Genomic DNA, 16,370 nt, shown 5'->3' on the forward strand with positions numbered 1-16,370 from the left:
GCCGAGCGGTGCGTTGGGTAGGTGAGCCGCGCCCGATGCCACGTTGGGTTTGCGGGATGCACCGAGCGGCGCGTTGGGTGAGCGGGGTGCACTAAGCGCCGCTTTGGGTTGCGGGGTGTGCCGAACTCGCTTTGGTGCGCGGACCTCACTGAACGCCCGCTTCGGGTGCGCGGGCGCGCCCAAAGCCCGCATCGGCGGCGTGAGCACTCCGCGCCACAGAGATGCGCTCAAGTTCGCTGCCACTCTCCCCACCCAGACCAGCGCCGACTTGCTCACCAAAATTGTTGACAATTTCGTCAACCGAACCGTACCGTAGCCCGTATGAAGCCCGTCATCGTCACCGATCCGCCGCGTGCCGACCTCGGTCAGGTCGCTCGCCTGGCCGACTACGGCGTCGCCACCGTTCATGAGGCTCTCGGGCGCTCCGGGCTGCTCGGTCCGGACCTGCGCCCGATCCAGGACGGCGCGCGCATGGGCGGCACCGCCGTCACCGCTCTCTGCTGGCCCGGCGACAACCTCATGATCCACGCGGCCGTCGAGCAGTGCCGCGAAGGCGACGTCCTCGTCGTCACCACCACCTCGCCGTGCCGCGACGGGCTCTTCGGCGAACTGTTCGCCACCGCGCTGCGGTACCGCAAGGTCAACGGCCTCGTCATCAACGCCGGCGTCCGCGACGTCACCGACCTGCGCGCCCTCGGCTTCCCCGTGTGGTCGGCCGCCGTCAGCGCGCAAGGGACCGTCAAGGCGACCGCCGGTGCCGTCAACGTGCCCGTCGTCATCGGCGGGCAGCTGATCCGCCCCGGCGACGCCATCCTCGCCGACGACGACGGCGTCATGCGGGTCCGTCGCGAGGAGGTCCAAACAGGACTCGAAGCCTCCCAGACCCGCCTCGAAAAGGAAGCCGCCGCAAGGGAAGCGTTCGCCCAGGGGCAGCTCGGCCTGGACCGCTACGGCCTGCGCGAAAAACTCGAAGCCCTCGGCGTCCGCTACCTCACCGCCGAGGAGTACGAGAAGGAGCAGGCATGACCGGCGTGCGCTGCATGCTCCTGCGCGGGGGCACCTCCAAGGGCGCCTACTTCCTCGCCGAAGACCTCCCGACCGACCCCGAGACCCGCGACGACCTGCTGATGCGGATCATGGGCACCCCCGACCCGCGCCAGATCGACGGCGTCGGCGGCGCCCAGCCCGTCACCAGCAAGGTCGCCATCGTCGCGAAGGCGACCGACCCCGGGCACGACGTCGACTACCTGTTCCTGCAGCTCGGCGTCGAAGAGCCCACCGTCTCCGACCGCCAGACCTGCGGCAACCTCCTGGCCGGCGTCGGGCAGTTCGCCGTCGAGCGGGGCCTCGTGCCCGCCGGCGAAGACCGCACCACCGTGCGCGTGCGGCTGGTCAACACCGGCACCGTCGCCGTCTCGACGTTCGCCACTCCCGGCGGCGAAGTCGACTACAGCGGCGACACGGCCATCTCCGGCGTGCCCGGCACCGCCGCCCCGGTCGAGCTCGACTTCACCGAGACCGAAGGGTCTGTCTGCGGCAGCCTGCTGCCCACCGGCAACGTCCGCGACGACGTCGGCGGCATCGAAGTGTCCTGTGTGGACAACGGGATGCCGGTCGTCGTCGCGCGCGCCGGAGACCTCGGCATCACCGGGTACGAAGACGCGGCCGAGCTCGGCGCGAACACCGCGCTGGCCGAGCGGATCGACGCCCTGCGCGTCGAAGCCGGGAAGCTGATGGGCCTCGGCGACGTCCGCGGCAGCTCGGTCCCCAAGACCACGCTCGTCGCCGCGCCCCGCGACGGCGGCGCGATCTGCACCCGGACGTTCATCCCGGTCAAGCCGCACCCGTCGATCGGCGTGCTCGGCGGCGTCAGCGTCGTCACGGCGTTGCTGCTCGACGGCGCCGTCGGGCGCGAACTGCTCGAAGCCCCCGCCGAAGGCGAGCCCGTCGAAATCGAGCACCCGAGCGGCAAGCTCGCGGTGGCGATCGAGTTCGACGGGTCCCGCGTCCGCCGGTCGACGGTGATCCGCACCGCGCGGAAGCTGTTCGACGGCACCGTCTTCCCCCGCCCCTGAGGAGCCCTCGATGCCCCAGCCCTCGCCCCGTCACGAGATCGCGCACCTCGGTCACGTCGAGCTGTTCACCCCGGAGCCGGAGCAGAGCCTGGACTTCTTCGTCCGCGTGCTCGGCCTGACCGAGAACGGCACCGAAGGCGACTCCGTCTACCTGCGCACCTGGGACGACTACGAGCACCACAGCCTGAAGCTCACCGCGGCGAAGACGTCCGGGGTCGGCCGGACCGCGGTGCGCGCGTCCAGCGAAGAGGCCCTCAAGCGCCGCGTGGTCGCCCTCGAGGAACGCGGGCTCGGCATCGGCTGGGTCGACGGCGACACCGGGATCGGCCCCACGTACCTGTTCCGCGACCCGGACGGCCACGAGCTCGAGGTCTACTGGGAGACCGAGCGCTACCGGCCGCCCGAGCACCTGCGGCCGGCGCTGAAGAACCAGGCGCAGGCCTACCCGGGGCGCGGGGTCGGCGTCCGGCGCCTCGACCACGTCAACTACCTGGCCCGCGAGGCCGAGGTGAATGGCCGGTTCATCTGCGACGCGCTGGGCGGCCGGGTCACCGAGCAGATCCGGCTGGACAGCGGCGTGATTTCGGGGCAGTGGACGCACTTCGCGCAGAAGTCCTACGACATCGTGTACACGAACGACTGGACGAAGTCGAACGGGCGCCTGCACCACATCGCGTTCGCGACCGACACGCGCGAGGACATCCTGCGGGCGGCCGACATCGCGCTCGACAACGACGTCCACATCGAGACCGGGCCGCACAAGCACGCGATCCAGCAGACGTTCTTCCTCTACGTCTACGAGCCCGGCGGCAACCGCATCGAGCTGTGCAACCCGACCGGGCGGCTGATCTTCGCGCCGGACTGGGAGCCGGTCACCTGGACCGAGGCCGAGCGGGCCAAGGGGCAGGCGTGGGGGCTGAAGACGATCGAGTCGTTCCACACGCACGGCACCCCGCCGGTGGCCTGATCAGGAGACGGCCGCGGTGGGCCGCCGGCTGATCTCCCGGAAGGCGTCGGCGACGCGGCAGAGGTACTCGGTGTCACTGCCGAGGTCCTGTCCACCTTGGACGGTGGTCTCGGGGGAAAGCGGTGGTCGACCATCTTCGCGAGCGCGCAGGGCGGCCAAGATCTCGGCGGCCTCCCGCTGTTCGCCGGCGCCGGACCCGCCGCGGTACGGGCGGATCACGAGCAGGCCGTCGCGGATCTCGATGACCCGCCGGTAGAGCTGCAGGCGCGTCGGGAACAGGGTGGTGCGCGGGGGTTCCAGCGCGATCGCGGGTTCGGCGCGGTAGAGGGCCAGCCAGAGCGGGCCGAGCCGGCGGTACTGCCGGTGGCGGCGCAGCCAGCCAGCCGCCGCGGGCACGCCGACGCCGACGAGCACGAGCAGGTGCGCGGTCGTCGGGAGGGCTTTGCTCAGCAGGAAGCCCTTGCCGTAGTCGAAGTCGAACGGGGCGCGGGCCGAGATCGCGATGACGGTCCGGATCACCATGTACGCGGCCGCGGCGACGATCCCGGCGACGACCAGGCCGAGCCCGGTGCGCAGGATGCGGTCCGGGGCTTTGCGCGCGTCCTGCAGGCACAGCCGCCCGATGACCGCGAACTCGGGCAGGAGCGCCACGGCGTAGGCGATGCAGTACTCCATGACGAACGGCGACTGCGGCATGACGTTGGGGGCCAGTTCGAAGGTGACGATCATCGCGGCGCCGCCGGCGAGGGCCCAGGCGGTGTGGCGGCGGGCGGCGGCCGGAAGTCCGTGCAGGCGCAGGAGGACCTGGGCGCCGGCCCAGACCGCGCCGACCATGGCGAGGTGGGCGACGAGCAGTTCGATGCTGGGCACCCCGAGAGCGCGGGTGACGTCGCGGACGGCGGGGATCAGCGCGGTTTGCGAGACGGCGAGGCCCAGCACACAGAACCGCACGAGCCGGCGGCCGGGGGCGGGGCCGGGGCGGAGGAACACGAGGAGGATCCAGGCGAGCGCCGCGGGGCCGTAACGGCGGATCACGTCACCCACGGTCGCCGCCGTTCGCCGGGGGCGTGGGGGAGGAAGTCGCCTGCGCCCGATGACGGGGCCGAGTCGACGTGTCGGCCGGGCATCCGCACGTGCGCCTCGCGGTCGGAGTCAGGCGGCTGCTCACGTCATCCACGGTCGCCGCCGTCCTCCAGGGCTGAGCGCAGCTTGTCCGCTACCGAGTCGCCGCGGTGGGCCAATCCCGTGTGCTGGCCCAGCATCGTCGCGAAGAACTCCGCCTCCCGCTCCTCCACGCTCGAATACCCCGCGCGCCCCAGTACCCGCCGGACCATCGCCGGGTCGAGGCTGGGCAGCAGCAGCCGCATCTGCTCGGCCGGGCTCAGGGTCGCCGGGTAGTGGTCGCACAGCATGTGGCCGATCTCGTGCAGCACGATGTGGTCCTGGTGCGGCGCGCTCGTGTTGCTCTCGTACGCGATCAGGTCGGTCGTGTCCGTCGCGATCCACAGCCCGCACACCTCGGACAGCCCCGGCAGCGGCAGCAGCCGGATCGGCCGGCCGCGCCGCTCGCCCAGCGCCGCGCACAACGCCGGCACGTCGAAGGAGGCCGGCAGATCCAGGTCCCGCAGCACCGCGGAGAAGCGGTGACGCAGCTGCCGCCGTCCGCGGGAGCTCATCGTTCGGCGTCGCTCGCCGGTTCGGGCAAGCCCTCGAGCTCGCGGACGCGGTCGACCATGTCGCTGATCGCTTCGAGGCTCTTTGCCGACAACCCGCGCGCGCGGAGCGCGATCTGCCGGACCGGCGCGTCGCGGAACGCGCTGAGCAGCGTCAGCTCGGCGTCGATGCGCTCGGCTTCCGCGTCGTCGAAGAAGTACGCCGGGGGCACGCCGAAGAACCCCGCGAGCGCTTCGAGGTGCCGCTTGGTCGGGTTGTCGCGCAGGCCTTTGCGCAGCTGCCACAGGTAGGTCGCGGAAACGGTCGGCCCGCCCTGAGTGCGGATCGACTCGGCGACCTCGTCGAAGGTGTACTCGTCGCCGTCGGCGGGACGCACGACGCCGAACAGGTGGTTCAGCTTCGCCGCCAGTGTCCCCGCGGCGATCTCCTCCGGCATGTCCGGAGTCTACCGCGCCGCCAACTGCCGTGAGGCGGGTTCGCGGTCGCCGGTCCACCTCAGTTGACCGCGCCGGTCACGTCAGTTTACGATCGCGGCCGGGTTCACCAACTGATGTGAATGGGCGAGGGGGCGGTTCACATTCCGAGGAAGACGGTCCGAACCAGGACGATTCCGGGACGGCTGGCCGTGGTGGGCGCTGCCGGACTGCTCTACGCCCACTGCATCGGAGGCGCCGGCTGCCCTGCGGGGCAGCGAACCTGAAGGGAAGACACCGCTTCCGCTGTCGTGCTCGTCGCGGCCACGACCTGTGAGACGACGCCGATCGTCCACCTGACCCGGGTCACGGTCTACACGACCGTGCTCACCGGATCCGGTCCGCCGGTACCGGTGCCGGTGACGCGCATCGTCCCCGTCCTGCACCCGGGGCCGGCGGATGCGCACTGTGACGGTTCGAGTCGCTGAGCCGGGCGGTCAAGGCCAAGAGCGCGCCGGCCAAGGCGAGCCCGGTGCGCAGCCAGTTCATCTCGTTCCACGTCGTCAACGCGGACGCGACCTCCCCGGGTGGGAACGCGGGGTCGAGCATCGCGGAGTTGGCCGGGACGAAGCAGGCCAAGAGCGCGAAGGTTCCCGCGAGGCACCCGGTCGCCGACGCCCATAGCCGGACCGGGCGGTGGTGTCTCGCGGCCGTGTAGGTGGCGATGCTCAGCAGGGCCAGGGAAGCCAGCTCGAACGGGAACACCGTCAGGCCGGTGACGGGCCCTTCGGTGGCGAACCGGGCGAGGAACGTCGATGGTGACGCGGCCCGCCAGGACGGCACGATCACGGTCTGGCTCAGCAGCGCACCACCGGCGAATGCCGCGGTGGTGGCCGTCGCGAGAGTTCTCATGCCTCTTCGACGGGCCACGTCCCTCGGCTGTGACCGGAGTCGACAAATCGGCTAACTGAAGGCCGTGAGGAGTTTGCCGAGCGCGCTGCACGCCGTGGCGGAGGTGTAGGGGCCGAGGGCCACGAGGGACGCGACGAGCGCGGCGACCTCGCCCGGGCTGAAAGTCACCGGCGGCACGACGGACGGCATCGTGAGCCGGTAGCCGCCGCCGGCGCCGCGCTTGACCTCGACCGGGACGCCCGCCGCGCGCAGGCGCGTGATGTCGCGTTCGACCGTCCGCACTGTCGTCCCGGTGCGCTCGGCCAGGACGCGGCCCGTGACGAACCGGGGCGCCCGCGCGCGCATCTCTTCGATCAGGGCGTGCTGCCGCTCGACCAGCGGCACGGCCTGGTGCAGCTGGGTCATCCCCGGGTAGCGGCCGGAGCCGACGAGCCGATCCACGCGCGTCCCCCTGACCGACATGGCTTTGTCGGGTATCGGATTCTACGGTGATCCCATGTTCGTGATCCGTCCTGCCTCGCGGTTCGAAGACGTCGCCGCGATCCTCAACCCCAGCGGGAACGAGCGCGCCTGCTGGTGCCTCGCGTATCGCGTCACGTCGGCCGAGTACAGCGCGCTGCGCGGCGAGGACCGGGCCGAGCGGGTCCGGGGTCTCTGCGCGGACGAACCCGCGCCGGGCGTGCTCGCCTACGACGGGGACACACCGGCCGGGTGGTGCGGCGTCTCGCCGCGGTCGAGCATGGAGCGGCTCGTGCGGTCGCGGACGATGCCCCCGCTCGACGACCTGCCGGTGTGGAGCGTGGTGTGTTTCGTGGTGCGCGCGCAGTACCGCCGTCAAGGGGTGCTCGCGGAGTTGCTGGCCGGCGCGGTCGACTACGCGCGTTCGTGCGGCGCCCCGGTGGTGGAGGGCTACCCGGTCGACACGGAGGGCGCGCGCATCAGTTCGAGCGCGGCCCACGTGGGCACGACGACGCTGTTCGAAGCGGCGGGCTTCGAGCGGATCCGGCCGACGGAGGCGCGCGCCGACCGCCGCGTTCGCTGGCTCATGAGGCTGGATCTCCGCTGATCAGAGGTCCAGGACGACGTCCTCCCGCGGCCGGGCGCAGCAGACCAGCGCCTCGCCGTCGGCCGGCGGCTCGAGCGGCTCGGGGTCGTACTGCACCCGGCCCGCGAGCACCGGGGTCACGCACGTGTGGCACACCCCGGTGCGGCACGACCAGCGCGTCGGCACGTCGCACGCCTCCGCGAACTCCAGGAGGCTCGGGTACTCCTCGCTCCACGGCACCGTGAGCCCGCTGCGCGCGAACGTCACCGCCGGGCCGGTTCCCGCCTCGCCGGCTGGGGCGTGCGGGGTCTTCCGGACGACGCCGGTCAGGCCCGGGTTGATCGCGGACACCCCGCCGAACAGTTCACTGTGGACGCGAGAAGCGTCGAAACCCAGTGACACCAGGGCTTCCCGCATCGCCGTCATGAACGCGTCCGGGCCGCAGAGGTACGCGGTGGCATCGGGCGGCAGGTCCAAAGTGGACAAAGTTTCGCGCGTCAGCCGGCCGCTCTCGGCCGTGTAGTGGACGTGTTCGCGGCCGTGGGGCAGGCTCGCCAGCAGCCGGTGTGCCTCGGCCGCGAACGCCTGTTCGGCCGCCGTGCGGGTGGTGTGCAGCCACCAGACCTCCCGCGTGGTCCGGCGCGCGGCGAGCGCGTGCAGCATCGCCAGCACCGGGGTCACGCCGATGCCCGCGGACACCAGCACCACGGGACGGTCGTCGCCGGCCAGGACGAAGTCGCCGCGGGGTGCCGCCACGTCCACCAGCGCACCCGCCGTCAGTTTCGCCTGGAGGTAGCTGCTGACCACGCCGTCGCGCTTGACGCTGATGCGGTACTCCCGATCCGACGGCGCCGCCGACAGTGAGTAGCTGCGGACCGGCGCGGGGTCGCCGGCGCCGGGGACGCGCAGGGTGAGGTACTGGCCGGGCTCGGGCCGGGGGAGCGGCGCGCCGTCGTCGGCGGCCAGGTGGATCGAGGACACCGCTGGGCTCTCGGGCACCACCCGGGCGACGCGCAGCGGCCGGAAGCCGCGCCACCCGCTGGGCGCGGGGGCCGGCTCGGCCGCGAGCAGATCGCGGAAGGACCCCTGCCAGCCCGGGCTGAGCGCGGGGATGTCGACGGCCTTGCGGAGGGCGACGGAGTCGCGGCCCGGCAGGTAGAGGAGCGCGTCGATGTCGGCGACGCTCATCTCGTGGCGGCCGGTCCGGGTGCGGACGATCTCGTCGCCGGCCTCGACGCGGCCTTCGGTGATGACGCGCAGGTAGAAGCCGGGCCGGTGGTGCGCGACCAGCAGCGACGGCATCCGCGGCTCGCCCAGGCGCATCCCGACGCGGAAGCACGTGACGCGCGGCTGGGTGACCTCGAACTCGGCTTCGCCGATCCGGTAGCGGTCGCCGATGTGCACCTCGTCGTCGGGCAGGCCGTCGACGGTGAAGTTCTCGCCGAACTGGCCGTCTTCGAGGTCGTCGCGCCCGAGGAACCGCCGCCAGTGCTCGTAGGACTGGCGCTGGTAGACGAGCACCGCGCGGTTTTCGCCGCCGTGGCCGCCCAGGTCGCCCTGGCCGTCGCCGTCGACGTTGAGCCGGCGGACCATCCGCGCGCCCTCGACCGGGTACTTGAAGATTCCCGTGTGGACGGTCCGCCCCTGCCAGGGCACGTCCTTCGGCATCCCGACGTTCAGTGACACCAAGCGGGCCATCGTGCTCGTCTCCTTCAGTCCGCCGCGGTACGGGAGCGCTGGTAGTGCCGCCGGGCCTTCATGCGGTTGCCGCACACGGCCATCGAACACCAGCGGGCGCTGTTGGGCTTGCTGTGGTCGATCAGGAACAGCCGGCACTCCGGGTTGGCGCACGGGCGCAGCCGGCCGGGGCTCGACTTGGCGAGCGCGTCCCACGCGAGCACGGCGCGCGCGGCGGCCGAGCGGCCGGCCGGGACGTCGAGGACCCACTCGACGCCGTCGTCGCCGAAGGACGCCCGATAGGTCACGTCGTCGACGAACCGCGCGGCCGCGGCGGGTGCTTCCCGGCCCCGCACGATCCCCTGCAGCACGGACCGCGCCTCGAGCACCGCGCGGTGCTCGTCGCCGGTGGCCGGTTGCCCGTGCCCGGCGAGCCACTCGCGGGCCGCGCGGGCGTCGGCGAGGTCGTCCGAGGGGGCGCCGTCGCGCACCGGCGTCGTGTTGAGCAGATCCAGGAGCAGCATCTCGTCGGTCGTCATCCGCCTAACCTCCAAACTCATGCTTGACAGGTTACCCTACCAGTGCTTCCATGTCTAACCATCAAACAAGTTTAAAAAGGTTAGGAGGATGTCATGGGACTGGCCTGGCAGCAGGGACCACTGGCGACGCGCGCGGTGGGGCACTTCCTGGTCGAACAGCCGCTGCCCGAGCGGATGCTGTTCGCCGAGCCGCTGCGGCGGCGGATGCGCGTGCGGTTCGGCGGCGAATGGGTGGCCGACAGCGAGGACGTCGTCCTGCTGCACGAACCCGGCCGCTACCCGGTGGCGTACTTCCCGCTCGCCGACGTCCGCGAAGACGTCCTCGTCGCCGAGAACCGGACGACGACGCACCGCGAGCTCGGCACCACGGACTGGTACGCCGTGCAAGCCGCGGGCAAGCAGGCGCCGCGCGCGGCCTGGCGCTACACCGGCCTCCCGGGCCACGCGGACGTCCTGCGCGACCGCGTCGCCTTCGCTTGGCGGGCGATGGACGCCTTCTACGAAGAGGACGAGCGGATCGTCGGCCACGCGGCCGACCCGTACCACCGCATCGACATCCGGCAGACGTCGCGCCACCTCGTCGTGCGTGACGGTGACCGCGTCGTCGCCGAGACCCGGCGCCCGGTCGTGCTCTACGAATCGGGCTTCGCGCCGCGCTGGTACGTGCCGCGCGAGGACATCGACCTGAACGCGCTGACGCCCGTCGAGGGCGAGACCTTCTGCCCGTACAAGGGATTGGCCGGCTACTTCGACATCGGGGCGGGCAAGCGCGCCGCCTGGTCGTACCCGGAGGCGTGGCCCGAGGTCGAGCGGGTGTCCGGGTTCGTGTCGTTCGAGCCGGACGTCGTCGACGTGACGCTCGACGGCCGCAAGCTCGCCCTCGAACCGGGCCAGACCGTCACCCCGCACGGCATCGACCGGGGCCTGGACCCCGACGAGCTGCTCACTTCGAAGGGGAACTGAGATGACCTTGCTGAAGGATCGCCGCGTTCTCGTCGTCGGCCGCGGCAGCGGCATCGCCCGCGCGGTGACGCTCGCCGCCCGGGCGGCCGGGGCCACGGTCGTGGTCGCCGGGCGCGACGAAGCGGCCTTGGCCGGGGCTTACGACGACCCGGACGTCACGGCGGCCGCCGTCGACCTGACCGACGAAGCTTCCGTCGCCGCGCTGGCCGACCGGCTCGGCCGGGTCGACCACGTCGTCTCGACGGCGTCGGCCCGTGCCCGCGGCACGGTGGGCGAACTCGCCCACGACGTCGTGCTCCGCTCGTTCGACGTCAAGGTGCTCGGCCCGCTGCTGCTGGCGAAGCACTTCGCGCCACGCATGCCCGAGGACGGCTCGTTCGTCTTCTTCTCGGGATCGTCGGCACGCAAGCCCGCCACCGGCATGCTCGCCGTCGGCGCCACGAACGCCGCGGTGGACGCGCTGACCCGGGGCCTCGCGGTGGAACTGGCGCCGATCCGGGTGAACGCGGTCTCGCCCGGCACGATCGACACCGGGGCCTACGACGCCCTCGGCGACGAGAAGAAGGCGGCGTTGTTCGCGGCCCGCGCGGCCACCAGCCCGGCGCGGCGCGTCGGACGCCCCGAGGAAGTCGCCGAAGCCGTCGTTTTCGCGCTGGGCAGCAGCTTCCTGACCGGAGTCTCCCTCGGGGTCGACGGCGGTGAGCCCCTTGTCTGAGTTCCGCCTGGAGGTCCTCACCCTGCCGGTCACCGACGTCGACCGGGCGGTCGGCTTCTACACCGCGCAGGTCGGCTTCACCCTGGACGTCGACTACGCGCCGCACGACGGCTTCCGGGTCGTCCAGCTGACACCGCCCGGGTCGGCGGCGTCGATCCAGCTCGGGGCCGGCCTGACCGGCGCGGCCCCGGGCTCGGCCCGGGACCACTACCTGGTGGTGGCCGACATCGAGGCGGCCCACCGCGAACTGGCCGGGCACGGCGTGCCGGTGAGCGCGCTGCGGCACAAGAAGTCCGTGGACTGGCAAGGGGACTTCGCCCCGGGCGCCGACCCGGACCGGCGTGACTACGCGAGCTTCTTCGGCTTCGCCGACCCGGACGGCAACACGTGGATCGTCCAGGAGCGCGGTCACGCGGCGCGGTAGGCGACGCCGCTCGCGTTGGGTGCCGTGCCGGAGTAGAGGCCGGTCGGGGACGTCGACGTCGAGAGCGAAAACCACGCGTACCGCTCCACGAACGACAGCCCGTCGAGCATCGCGGTGGACCGCTGGACGAAGTCGATCTGCTGGGACGAGGACGGGTAGCGCGGAGCCGAGCCCGAGAAGTCGATCAGCGCGTACTCCGTCAGCCAGATCGGGAGGTGGTAGCGGTCGTGGACCTTCTGCAGGTAGGACTGCAGCTGCCCGGAGGCGGCGCTGGAGAAGTCCCCGCCGTACCAGTGCAGCGGGATGAAGTCGACGCGGTACCCGCGCGCGGCGGCGCCGCTCATGAACCGGTCCAGCCACCCGCCCGCGACGTCACCGCCGTAGGCCACGGCCGGTGCGCCGAGCCGCATCCCGGTGGACTGCAGCCGCGGCCACAGGTCCAGCGCGGTCTCGACGGGCATGCTCGCCTGGCCGGCCAGGTCCGGTTCGTTGAAGGCCAGCAGGGTGCTGCCGTTCGCCTTGGCCCGGTCGAGCTGGTCCTGCGTCACGGAGTCGCGGCCCCAGATCATGGGCACGAACTCGGTGCCGCTCGGCGCGGCGATGCCCTGGGGATCGGAGGCCCACGTGTAGAACCACTTCGCCCCGACGTCCTTCAGCGCGGTCGCGGCCCCGGTGTAGGGGTTGGCGCTGACCCCTTTCTTGGCGCTCGCCCCGGCGGCGGGGGCGGCGAGGCCGCCGAGAGCGAGGAGAACGACGGCCACGACGGCGAGCATTTTCTTCACGAGCTGCTCCTCGGAGGAAGTCGCGCTGGTCCTCCACCGGGGTAGCGCACGCCCGGGAGCCGCGGCAAGATCGCGGCGCCGCCGGGGGTGTGAACAGGAACCGTCCGTGCCCGATCGGCGGTCAGGAGACGGGGAACGTGGTGCCGATGCCCATGCCGGTGATCCATTCGGGGACCGGTTCGTAGCTGGTCCAGGCGAGCGGCGCCCCGGCGGCGACCTGGCCGATGAGCCAGCAGCGCACCTCGTGACCGCCACTGCCCGCCGACGCCTCGAGCGTCTCGTGGCCGAGGTCGGCCACCGCACCGGCGTCGTCCGCGATCAAGCGGTCGAGGAACCACCGGTCCCACTCCGTGTTCACGCGGGCGCCCGGGTCGCCGCCCATGGCGCGGACGCGGGGTTCGCGGGCCGCGGCGAACGCGCGGACGTCCGAGCGCCCGTGGATCAGCGACTCCCGGCGTTCGCCCGCGACCTCGCGCGGGTCGTTCGAGGGCAGCCAGTGCGACAGCCCGCCGCTCGCCGCCACCAGGACCCGGCCGGGGAAGCTCGCCGAACGCAGGGCCGTCCCCAGTGCCTGTCCCAGCGCGACGCACCGCCGCAACGTGGGCAGCGGCGGCGCGGCCGTGTTGACGACGACCGGGACCATCGGCACGGTGCCACCGGTCAGCATCCCGTAGGTCTGCACGATGCCGTGGTCGACGGTGAGGGAATACGACAGCGACACGTCGAAGCCCGCCGCCGTCAGTCCGTTGTGGACCGACCACGCCAGCTCGCCGGCGACCGGCAGCGGACCTTCGGTGCTGCCGAAGTCGCCGAACCCCACCGCGTGCTCGACGCCCAGGACGAACGGCGGCATCACGTCGTAGAAGTTGCCGTGGAAGTGGTCCGGGCCGATCACGACGACCGCGTCCGGGGCGAGGGCCTCGACCGCGCGGCGGGCCCGGTCGGCGTCGGCGAGGAACTTCGCGCCCGGCCCGCCGTCGGACGGCGGCGGCAGCAGGGTCGCGAACGGGCTGTGGGACATGCCGGCGAACCCGGCGATCTCGGCCATCAGGACGGATCCTCTCCGGTCAGCAGCCAGGTGCGGTGGACGTCGAGGTATTCGTCGACCTTCTCCCACTGCGGCCAGTGCCCGGCGTCGTCGATGACGTGCAGCCGCGCGTCGGGCAGCCAGCCGAGCAGCAGCTCGGCCTCGTCGAGTCCGCCGGTGGGGTCGTGGCTGGTCCACAGCAGCAGCGTCGGCGCCTTCACCCGCGACACCCAGGACGGGTCCCACGCGAAGTCCTTGCGCACCTCGGGATCCTGCAGCACGAGCGTGTTGGTGATCGCCCGGACGAACCCGGGCCGGGAGTAGACCCGGCGGCGCAGGTTCACCAGCTCGTCGGTCACCATCTCCTTGTGGTGGAACAGGAACTCGACGCGACGGCGCACGGTCTCGTCGCTCGGGTCGAGCACCGCCGCCATCGTGCTGTCGCGCATCCGGGCCATCACCTCGGGCTTGTTGGCGATGTTGCCCGGGGTGTTGAGCACGAGCTTCTCGACGCGGTCCGGGTGGTGCGCGGCGGTCCAGGCGACCACCCAGCCGCCGAGCGACTCGCCCGAGAGATGGGCCCGCCCGATGCCGAGAACGTCCAACAGGGACACGAGGTGTGCGGAGAGGACGTCGATCGTGTACGGCCGGTCGGGCAGGTCCGACCAGCCGTGGCCGACCATGTCGTAGGCGGTGACGCGGAAGTCGCGGGCGAGGCCGGCCAGGTCGCGGGCGTAGGCCTCGAGGTGCCCGCCGGTCCCGTGCAGCAGGATCAGGTCGGGGCCGGCGCCCGCTTGCAGCACCCGGGTGCGCACGGGACGTCCGTCGAGCGGGACGTCGACGTAGCGCAGGGTGTGTTCGAGCTCGCCCAGCTCGCCCCAGATGCCGACGTGGTCGGGGATCGGCTCGGTCACTGGTCCTCCCGGTGGTCGAAGCGGGCGCGGGCTTCGGCGAGGGTCGCCATTCCCGCGCTCTGGCGGCAGTTCAGCCCGAGGGGGCCGAGCAGCCGCGAGTTCTCGATGGTCAGGAACTCGACCGGGTGCTCGGCCGAGTCGTTGTGGTGGCGGTGCCAGGTCCACGGCGGGGTGTAGACGAACGACCCGGTCGTCCAGCCGACGGTCTCGTCCTCGATCTCGCTGTGGCCGTCGCCGGTCAGGACGAAGTGGACGGTCTCGTGGTGGTGGCGCTGCATGTCCGAGCTCTCGCCGGCCGGGATGACCTGCCGGAAGAGCTCGAACGTCGCGGTCGGCAGCGTGCCGGCGATCCGCAGCGACGTCGGGTTCGGGACGGCGCCCGGCGGGATCTCCTCGAGGTCGCCGTCGTGCACCACGAGCGGCCGCCTGCCGTCGGGGCGGACGGCGTGGCTGATGCTCGCGAGGAAGTCGGTCATGGCGAAACCGGGTCCGGACGTGGTCATGGGCACCTTCCGCTCAGGCGGGACATTCCGTGCGGCCGCCGTCGACGGTCAGCACGGATCCGTTGACATAGCCTGCTTCGGGCGAGGCCAGGAACGCCACCGCAGCCGCGACCTCGCGCGGCGCGGCGGCCCGCCCGGCCGGGATGGCGGCCAGGTCCTCGGCCATCGCGGTCGCGACGTCGACGCCCGCCGCGCCCGCCCGGCTGCGCACGATCTCCAGGCGCCGCGCGGTGAGCGTGGCGCCGACCGCGACGCAGTTGACCGTGACCCCGCGATCGGCGTACTCGAGGGCGGCCAGCTTCGCCGCCGACGTCGTCGCCGAGCGCAGCACCGTCGAGGCGGCGAGCCCCGGCTGCGGCTGGCGCACCGCCGTCGAACTGATCACGACGACGCGGCCGAACCCGCGCTCGGCCATCGCGGGCAGCGCGGCGCGCAGGAGGGACAGCGGGCCGAGGACCAGCAGGTCGAGGTCGTGGTGCCACTGCTCGGCCGGGACGTCGAACACGCGGCCGGGTGCGGGTCCGCCGGCGTTGGCCACGACGACGTCGAGCGAGCCGTGCCGTTCGTGCACCCGGGCGACGGCATCGGCCGCCGCGGCCGGGTCGGCGAGGTCGCACACGACGTAATCGACACTGTCGACGTCCTCGCCGAGCGTCGAAGCCGTCTCGGCCAGGGTCTTCTCCGTACGGCCGGCGAGGACCACGCGGTGCCCGGTCGCCACGAGCGCGGCCGCGCAGGCCGAGCCGATGCCGCCGGCACCGCCGCCGACGAGCGCGACGCGGCGGCGTTTCGGGAAGGACTGGTTGCTCTCCATGATGTGACCTACATTCGGGCCATGACCGCCGGCCGGCCAAGGGCGGGTCCCACTGCCCGGGACTCCAGCGAGGACATCGCGGCGTCGGGCGCGCTCGAACGAGCCGCCGCCCTGCTGGACGCCTTCGACGCGACCCATCGCGAGCTGACGCTGTCCCGGCTCGTCGAGCGGTCGGGCCTGCCGCGCTCGACCGTGCACCGCACCGCGGCCCGGATGATCGAGCTGGGCTGGCTGGACAAGCCCGGCGAGAAGTACCGGATCGGGAACCGCCTCTTCGAGCTGTCCGGCCTGGTGCCGGTGCGCCACGAGCTGCGCGAGGCCGTCCTGCCCTACCTGCAGGACCTCTACGCCGCGGCCAAGACGACCGTGCAGCTCGGGGTCCTGGAAGGCACCCGGGTGCTCGTCGTCGAGAAGATCAGCGGCCACCGCCAGCTGCCGATGCTCGACCAGGTCGGCGGGTTCATCCCGGCGCACTGCTCGGGGCTCGGCCGGGCGATCCTCGCTTGGTCCGGCGCCGACGTCGTCGCGGACGTGGTGGCGGCCGGCCTCACCCGCCGCACCCCGCGCACCATCACCACCGCCGGCGCGCTGGAGCGCGAGCTCGCCGTCGTGCACGAGCAGGGCTGGGCCTACGACCGCGAGGAGGGCAACGCCGGCATCAGCTGCGTCGCGGCCCCGATCTTCGACTTCACCGGCAGCGTGACCGCCGCCCTGTCGGTCACCGGGCCCAGCGCCGCGGTGCAGCCCGACCGGATCGGGCCGGCCGTGCGGATGGCGGCCGCGGCGGCCAGCCGCGCCTACTCCGCCCGGCGGTGGGCGGTACCGCGCCCGGACCTGCCGTCCCAGTGACTAGGACTTTCCGTTGGCCGGATGCCCGCGCCTGATCCACGCTGTGGCGCACGCCGAGCCGGGCCACCGGCACGGGA

Annotated in this window: 20 protein-coding genes; 8 read left to right on the top strand and 12 right to left on the bottom strand. The window is 72.5% G+C overall.

Annotation, left to right across the window (positions count from 1 at the left end):
* Window positions 1-321 precede the first annotated feature (321 nt).
* The 3 genes from QQ657_RS07555 to QQ657_RS07565 are packed head-to-tail and all read left to right on the top strand — an operon-like array spanning window position 322 to window position 3,042.
* Window positions 322-1,026, top strand: coding sequence for a 4-carboxy-4-hydroxy-2-oxoadipate aldolase/oxaloacetate decarboxylase (locus QQ657_RS07555; protein ID WP_284741359.1), 705 nt, complete (start codon window positions 322-324; stop codon window positions 1,024-1,026).
* Window positions 1,023-2,075, top strand: a complete 1,053-nt coding sequence (locus tag QQ657_RS07560) for a 4-oxalomesaconate tautomerase (protein WP_284741360.1) — start codon at window positions 1,023-1,025, stop codon at window positions 2,073-2,075. The genes QQ657_RS07555 and QQ657_RS07560 overlap by 4 nt, the downstream gene beginning before the upstream one ends.
* A 10-nt stretch (window positions 2,076-2,085) precedes the next feature.
* The gene (locus QQ657_RS07565; protein ID WP_284741361.1) at window positions 2,086-3,042 is read left to right on the top strand and encodes a catechol 2,3-dioxygenase; all 957 of its coding nucleotides are present in this window, start codon (window positions 2,086-2,088) and stop codon (window positions 3,040-3,042) included.
* On the opposite strand, the gene QQ657_RS07570 is transcribed toward QQ657_RS07565, so the two are convergent.
* From QQ657_RS07570 to QQ657_RS07590, 5 genes are all read right to left on the bottom strand, one after another.
* Window positions 3,043-4,077, bottom strand: a complete 1,035-nt coding sequence (locus tag QQ657_RS07570; RefSeq protein WP_284741362.1) for an MAB_1171c family putative transporter — start codon at window positions 4,075-4,077, stop codon at window positions 3,043-3,045.
* Between the two features lie 134 nt (window positions 4,078-4,211).
* On the bottom strand, window positions 4,212-4,718 hold the full coding sequence (locus tag QQ657_RS07575) for a hypothetical protein (RefSeq protein WP_284741363.1): 507 nt from the start codon (window positions 4,716-4,718) through the stop codon (window positions 4,212-4,214).
* Entirely contained in the window at window positions 4,715-5,152 is a 438-nt protein-coding gene (locus tag QQ657_RS07580; RefSeq protein ID WP_284741364.1) for a helix-turn-helix domain-containing protein, read from the bottom strand. Before QQ657_RS07580 ends, QQ657_RS07575 begins: the two co-directional genes overlap by 4 nt.
* A 364-nt stretch (window positions 5,153-5,516) precedes the next feature.
* Window positions 5,517-6,041, bottom strand: coding sequence for an anthrone oxygenase family protein (locus QQ657_RS07585; RefSeq protein WP_284741365.1), 525 nt, complete (start codon window positions 6,039-6,041; stop codon window positions 5,517-5,519).
* A gap of 51 nt (window positions 6,042-6,092) precedes the next feature.
* The gene (locus tag QQ657_RS07590; protein ID WP_284741366.1) at window positions 6,093-6,482 is read right to left on the bottom strand and encodes a helix-turn-helix transcriptional regulator; all 390 of its coding nucleotides are present in this window, start codon (window positions 6,480-6,482) and stop codon (window positions 6,093-6,095) included.
* 55 nt (window positions 6,483-6,537) lie between these two features.
* Here QQ657_RS07590 and QQ657_RS07595 point away from each other — a divergent pair, with 55 nt between their 5' ends.
* Window positions 6,538-7,107, top strand: a complete 570-nt coding sequence (locus QQ657_RS07595) for a GNAT family N-acetyltransferase (protein ID WP_284741367.1) — start codon at window positions 6,538-6,540, stop codon at window positions 7,105-7,107.
* On the opposite strand, the gene QQ657_RS07600 is transcribed toward QQ657_RS07595, so the two are convergent.
* Window positions 7,108-8,784 carry an MOSC and FAD-binding oxidoreductase domain-containing protein gene (locus QQ657_RS07600; protein ID WP_284741368.1) on the bottom strand — a complete coding sequence of 559 codons (1,677 nt, stop codon included), beginning with the start codon at window positions 8,782-8,784 and terminating at the stop codon, window positions 7,108-7,110. It abuts the gene before it with no gap.
* A gap of 14 nt (window positions 8,785-8,798) precedes the next feature.
* A complete protein-coding gene (locus QQ657_RS07605; protein WP_284741369.1) occupies window positions 8,799-9,323 on the bottom strand; it encodes a CGNR zinc finger domain-containing protein in 525 nt (174 codons plus the stop codon).
* Window positions 9,324-9,395: 72 nt separating this feature from the next.
* On the opposite strand from QQ657_RS07605, the gene QQ657_RS07610 reads away from it, so the two are divergent.
* Genes QQ657_RS07610 through QQ657_RS07620 form a run of 3 tightly spaced genes read left to right on the top strand, consistent with a single transcriptional unit; the run spans window position 9,396 to window position 11,404 of the window.
* A complete protein-coding gene (locus QQ657_RS07610) occupies window positions 9,396-10,265 on the top strand; it encodes a DUF427 domain-containing protein (protein WP_284741370.1) in 870 nt (289 codons plus the stop codon).
* Window position 10,266: 1 nt separating this feature from the next.
* The gene (locus QQ657_RS07615; RefSeq protein WP_284741371.1) at window positions 10,267-10,980 is read left to right on the top strand and encodes an SDR family NAD(P)-dependent oxidoreductase; all 714 of its coding nucleotides are present in this window, start codon (window positions 10,267-10,269) and stop codon (window positions 10,978-10,980) included.
* Window positions 10,964-11,404 (top strand): VOC family protein, encoded by a 441-nt coding sequence (locus QQ657_RS07620; protein ID WP_434056726.1) that lies wholly within the window; start codon window positions 10,964-10,966, stop codon window positions 11,402-11,404. The genes QQ657_RS07615 and QQ657_RS07620 overlap by 17 nt, the downstream gene beginning before the upstream one ends.
* On the opposite strand, the gene QQ657_RS07625 is transcribed toward QQ657_RS07620, so the two are convergent.
* From QQ657_RS07625 to QQ657_RS07645, 5 genes are all read right to left on the bottom strand, one after another.
* Window positions 11,389-12,177: a glycoside hydrolase family protein gene (locus QQ657_RS07625; RefSeq protein ID WP_284741632.1), complete on the bottom strand. Its 789-nt coding sequence runs from the start codon at window positions 12,175-12,177 to the stop codon at window positions 11,389-11,391. The genes QQ657_RS07620 and QQ657_RS07625 overlap by 16 nt on opposite strands.
* A gap of 130 nt (window positions 12,178-12,307) precedes the next feature.
* Window positions 12,308-13,234 (bottom strand): DODA-type extradiol aromatic ring-opening family dioxygenase, encoded by a 927-nt coding sequence (locus tag QQ657_RS07630; protein WP_284741373.1) that lies wholly within the window; start codon window positions 13,232-13,234, stop codon window positions 12,308-12,310.
* On the bottom strand, window positions 13,234-14,127 hold the full coding sequence (locus QQ657_RS07635; protein WP_284741374.1) for an alpha/beta fold hydrolase: 894 nt from the start codon (window positions 14,125-14,127) through the stop codon (window positions 13,234-13,236). The genes QQ657_RS07630 and QQ657_RS07635 overlap by 1 nt, the downstream gene beginning before the upstream one ends.
* Window positions 14,124-14,630, bottom strand: coding sequence for a cupin domain-containing protein (locus QQ657_RS07640; RefSeq protein WP_284741375.1), 507 nt, complete (start codon window positions 14,628-14,630; stop codon window positions 14,124-14,126). The genes QQ657_RS07635 and QQ657_RS07640 overlap by 4 nt, the downstream gene beginning before the upstream one ends.
* A gap of 13 nt (window positions 14,631-14,643) precedes the next feature.
* Complete coding sequence (locus QQ657_RS07645) at window positions 14,644-15,444, bottom strand: SDR family oxidoreductase (protein ID WP_284741376.1); 801 nt, start codon at window positions 15,442-15,444, stop codon at window positions 14,644-14,646.
* Window positions 15,445-15,465: 21 nt separating this feature from the next.
* Between QQ657_RS07645 and QQ657_RS07650 the strand changes: the two genes are divergently transcribed.
* Window positions 15,466-16,293 carry an IclR family transcriptional regulator gene (locus tag QQ657_RS07650; RefSeq protein WP_284741377.1) on the top strand — a complete coding sequence of 276 codons (828 nt, stop codon included), beginning with the start codon at window positions 15,466-15,468 and terminating at the stop codon, window positions 16,291-16,293.
* Window positions 16,294-16,370 lie beyond the last annotated feature (77 nt).

Source organism: Amycolatopsis ponsaeliensis, assembly GCF_030182635.1.
Classification (GTDB): domain Bacteria; phylum Actinomycetota; class Actinomycetes; order Mycobacteriales; family Pseudonocardiaceae; genus Amycolatopsis; species Amycolatopsis ponsaeliensis.

What these genes read in the sequence shown, in the direction of transcription:
- QQ657_RS07555 (WP_284741359.1), top strand. Translation starts at nt 322, where the DNA reads ATGAAGCCCGTCATCGTCACCGATCCGCCGCGTGCCGACCTCGGTCAG.
- QQ657_RS07560 (WP_284741360.1), top strand. Translation starts at nt 1,023, where the DNA reads ATGACCGGCGTGCGCTGCATGCTCCTGCGCGGGGGCACCTCCAAGGGC.
- QQ657_RS07565 (WP_284741361.1), top strand. Translation starts at nt 2,086, where the DNA reads ATGCCCCAGCCCTCGCCCCGTCACGAGATCGCGCACCTCGGTCACGTC.
- QQ657_RS07575 (WP_284741363.1), bottom strand. Translation starts at nt 4,718, where the DNA reads ATGAGCTCCCGCGGACGGCGGCAGCTGCGTCACCGCTTCTCCGCGGTG.
- QQ657_RS07580 (WP_284741364.1), bottom strand. Translation starts at nt 5,152, where the DNA reads ATGCCGGAGGAGATCGCCGCGGGGACACTGGCGGCGAAGCTGAACCAC.
- QQ657_RS07585 (WP_284741365.1), bottom strand. Translation starts at nt 6,041, where the DNA reads ATGAGAACTCTCGCGACGGCCACCACCGCGGCATTCGCCGGTGGTGCG.
- QQ657_RS07595 (WP_284741367.1), top strand. Translation starts at nt 6,538, where the DNA reads ATGTTCGTGATCCGTCCTGCCTCGCGGTTCGAAGACGTCGCCGCGATC.
- QQ657_RS07600 (WP_284741368.1), bottom strand. Translation starts at nt 8,784, where the DNA reads ATGGCCCGCTTGGTGTCACTGAACGTCGGGATGCCGAAGGACGTGCCC.
- QQ657_RS07605 (WP_284741369.1), bottom strand. Translation starts at nt 9,323, where the DNA reads ATGAGTTTGGAGGTTAGGCGGATGACGACCGACGAGATGCTGCTCCTG.
- QQ657_RS07610 (WP_284741370.1), top strand. Translation starts at nt 9,396, where the DNA reads ATGGGACTGGCCTGGCAGCAGGGACCACTGGCGACGCGCGCGGTGGGG.
- QQ657_RS07615 (WP_284741371.1), top strand. Translation starts at nt 10,267, where the DNA reads ATGACCTTGCTGAAGGATCGCCGCGTTCTCGTCGTCGGCCGCGGCAGC.
- QQ657_RS07625 (WP_284741632.1), bottom strand. Translation starts at nt 12,177, where the DNA reads ATGCTCGCCGTCGTGGCCGTCGTTCTCCTCGCTCTCGGCGGCCTCGCC.
- QQ657_RS07630 (WP_284741373.1), bottom strand. Translation starts at nt 13,234, where the DNA reads ATGGCCGAGATCGCCGGGTTCGCCGGCATGTCCCACAGCCCGTTCGCG.
- QQ657_RS07640 (WP_284741375.1), bottom strand. Translation starts at nt 14,630, where the DNA reads ATGACCACGTCCGGACCCGGTTTCGCCATGACCGACTTCCTCGCGAGC.
- QQ657_RS07645 (WP_284741376.1), bottom strand. Translation starts at nt 15,444, where the DNA reads ATGGAGAGCAACCAGTCCTTCCCGAAACGCCGCCGCGTCGCGCTCGTC.
- QQ657_RS07650 (WP_284741377.1), top strand. Translation starts at nt 15,466, where the DNA reads ATGACCGCCGGCCGGCCAAGGGCGGGTCCCACTGCCCGGGACTCCAGC.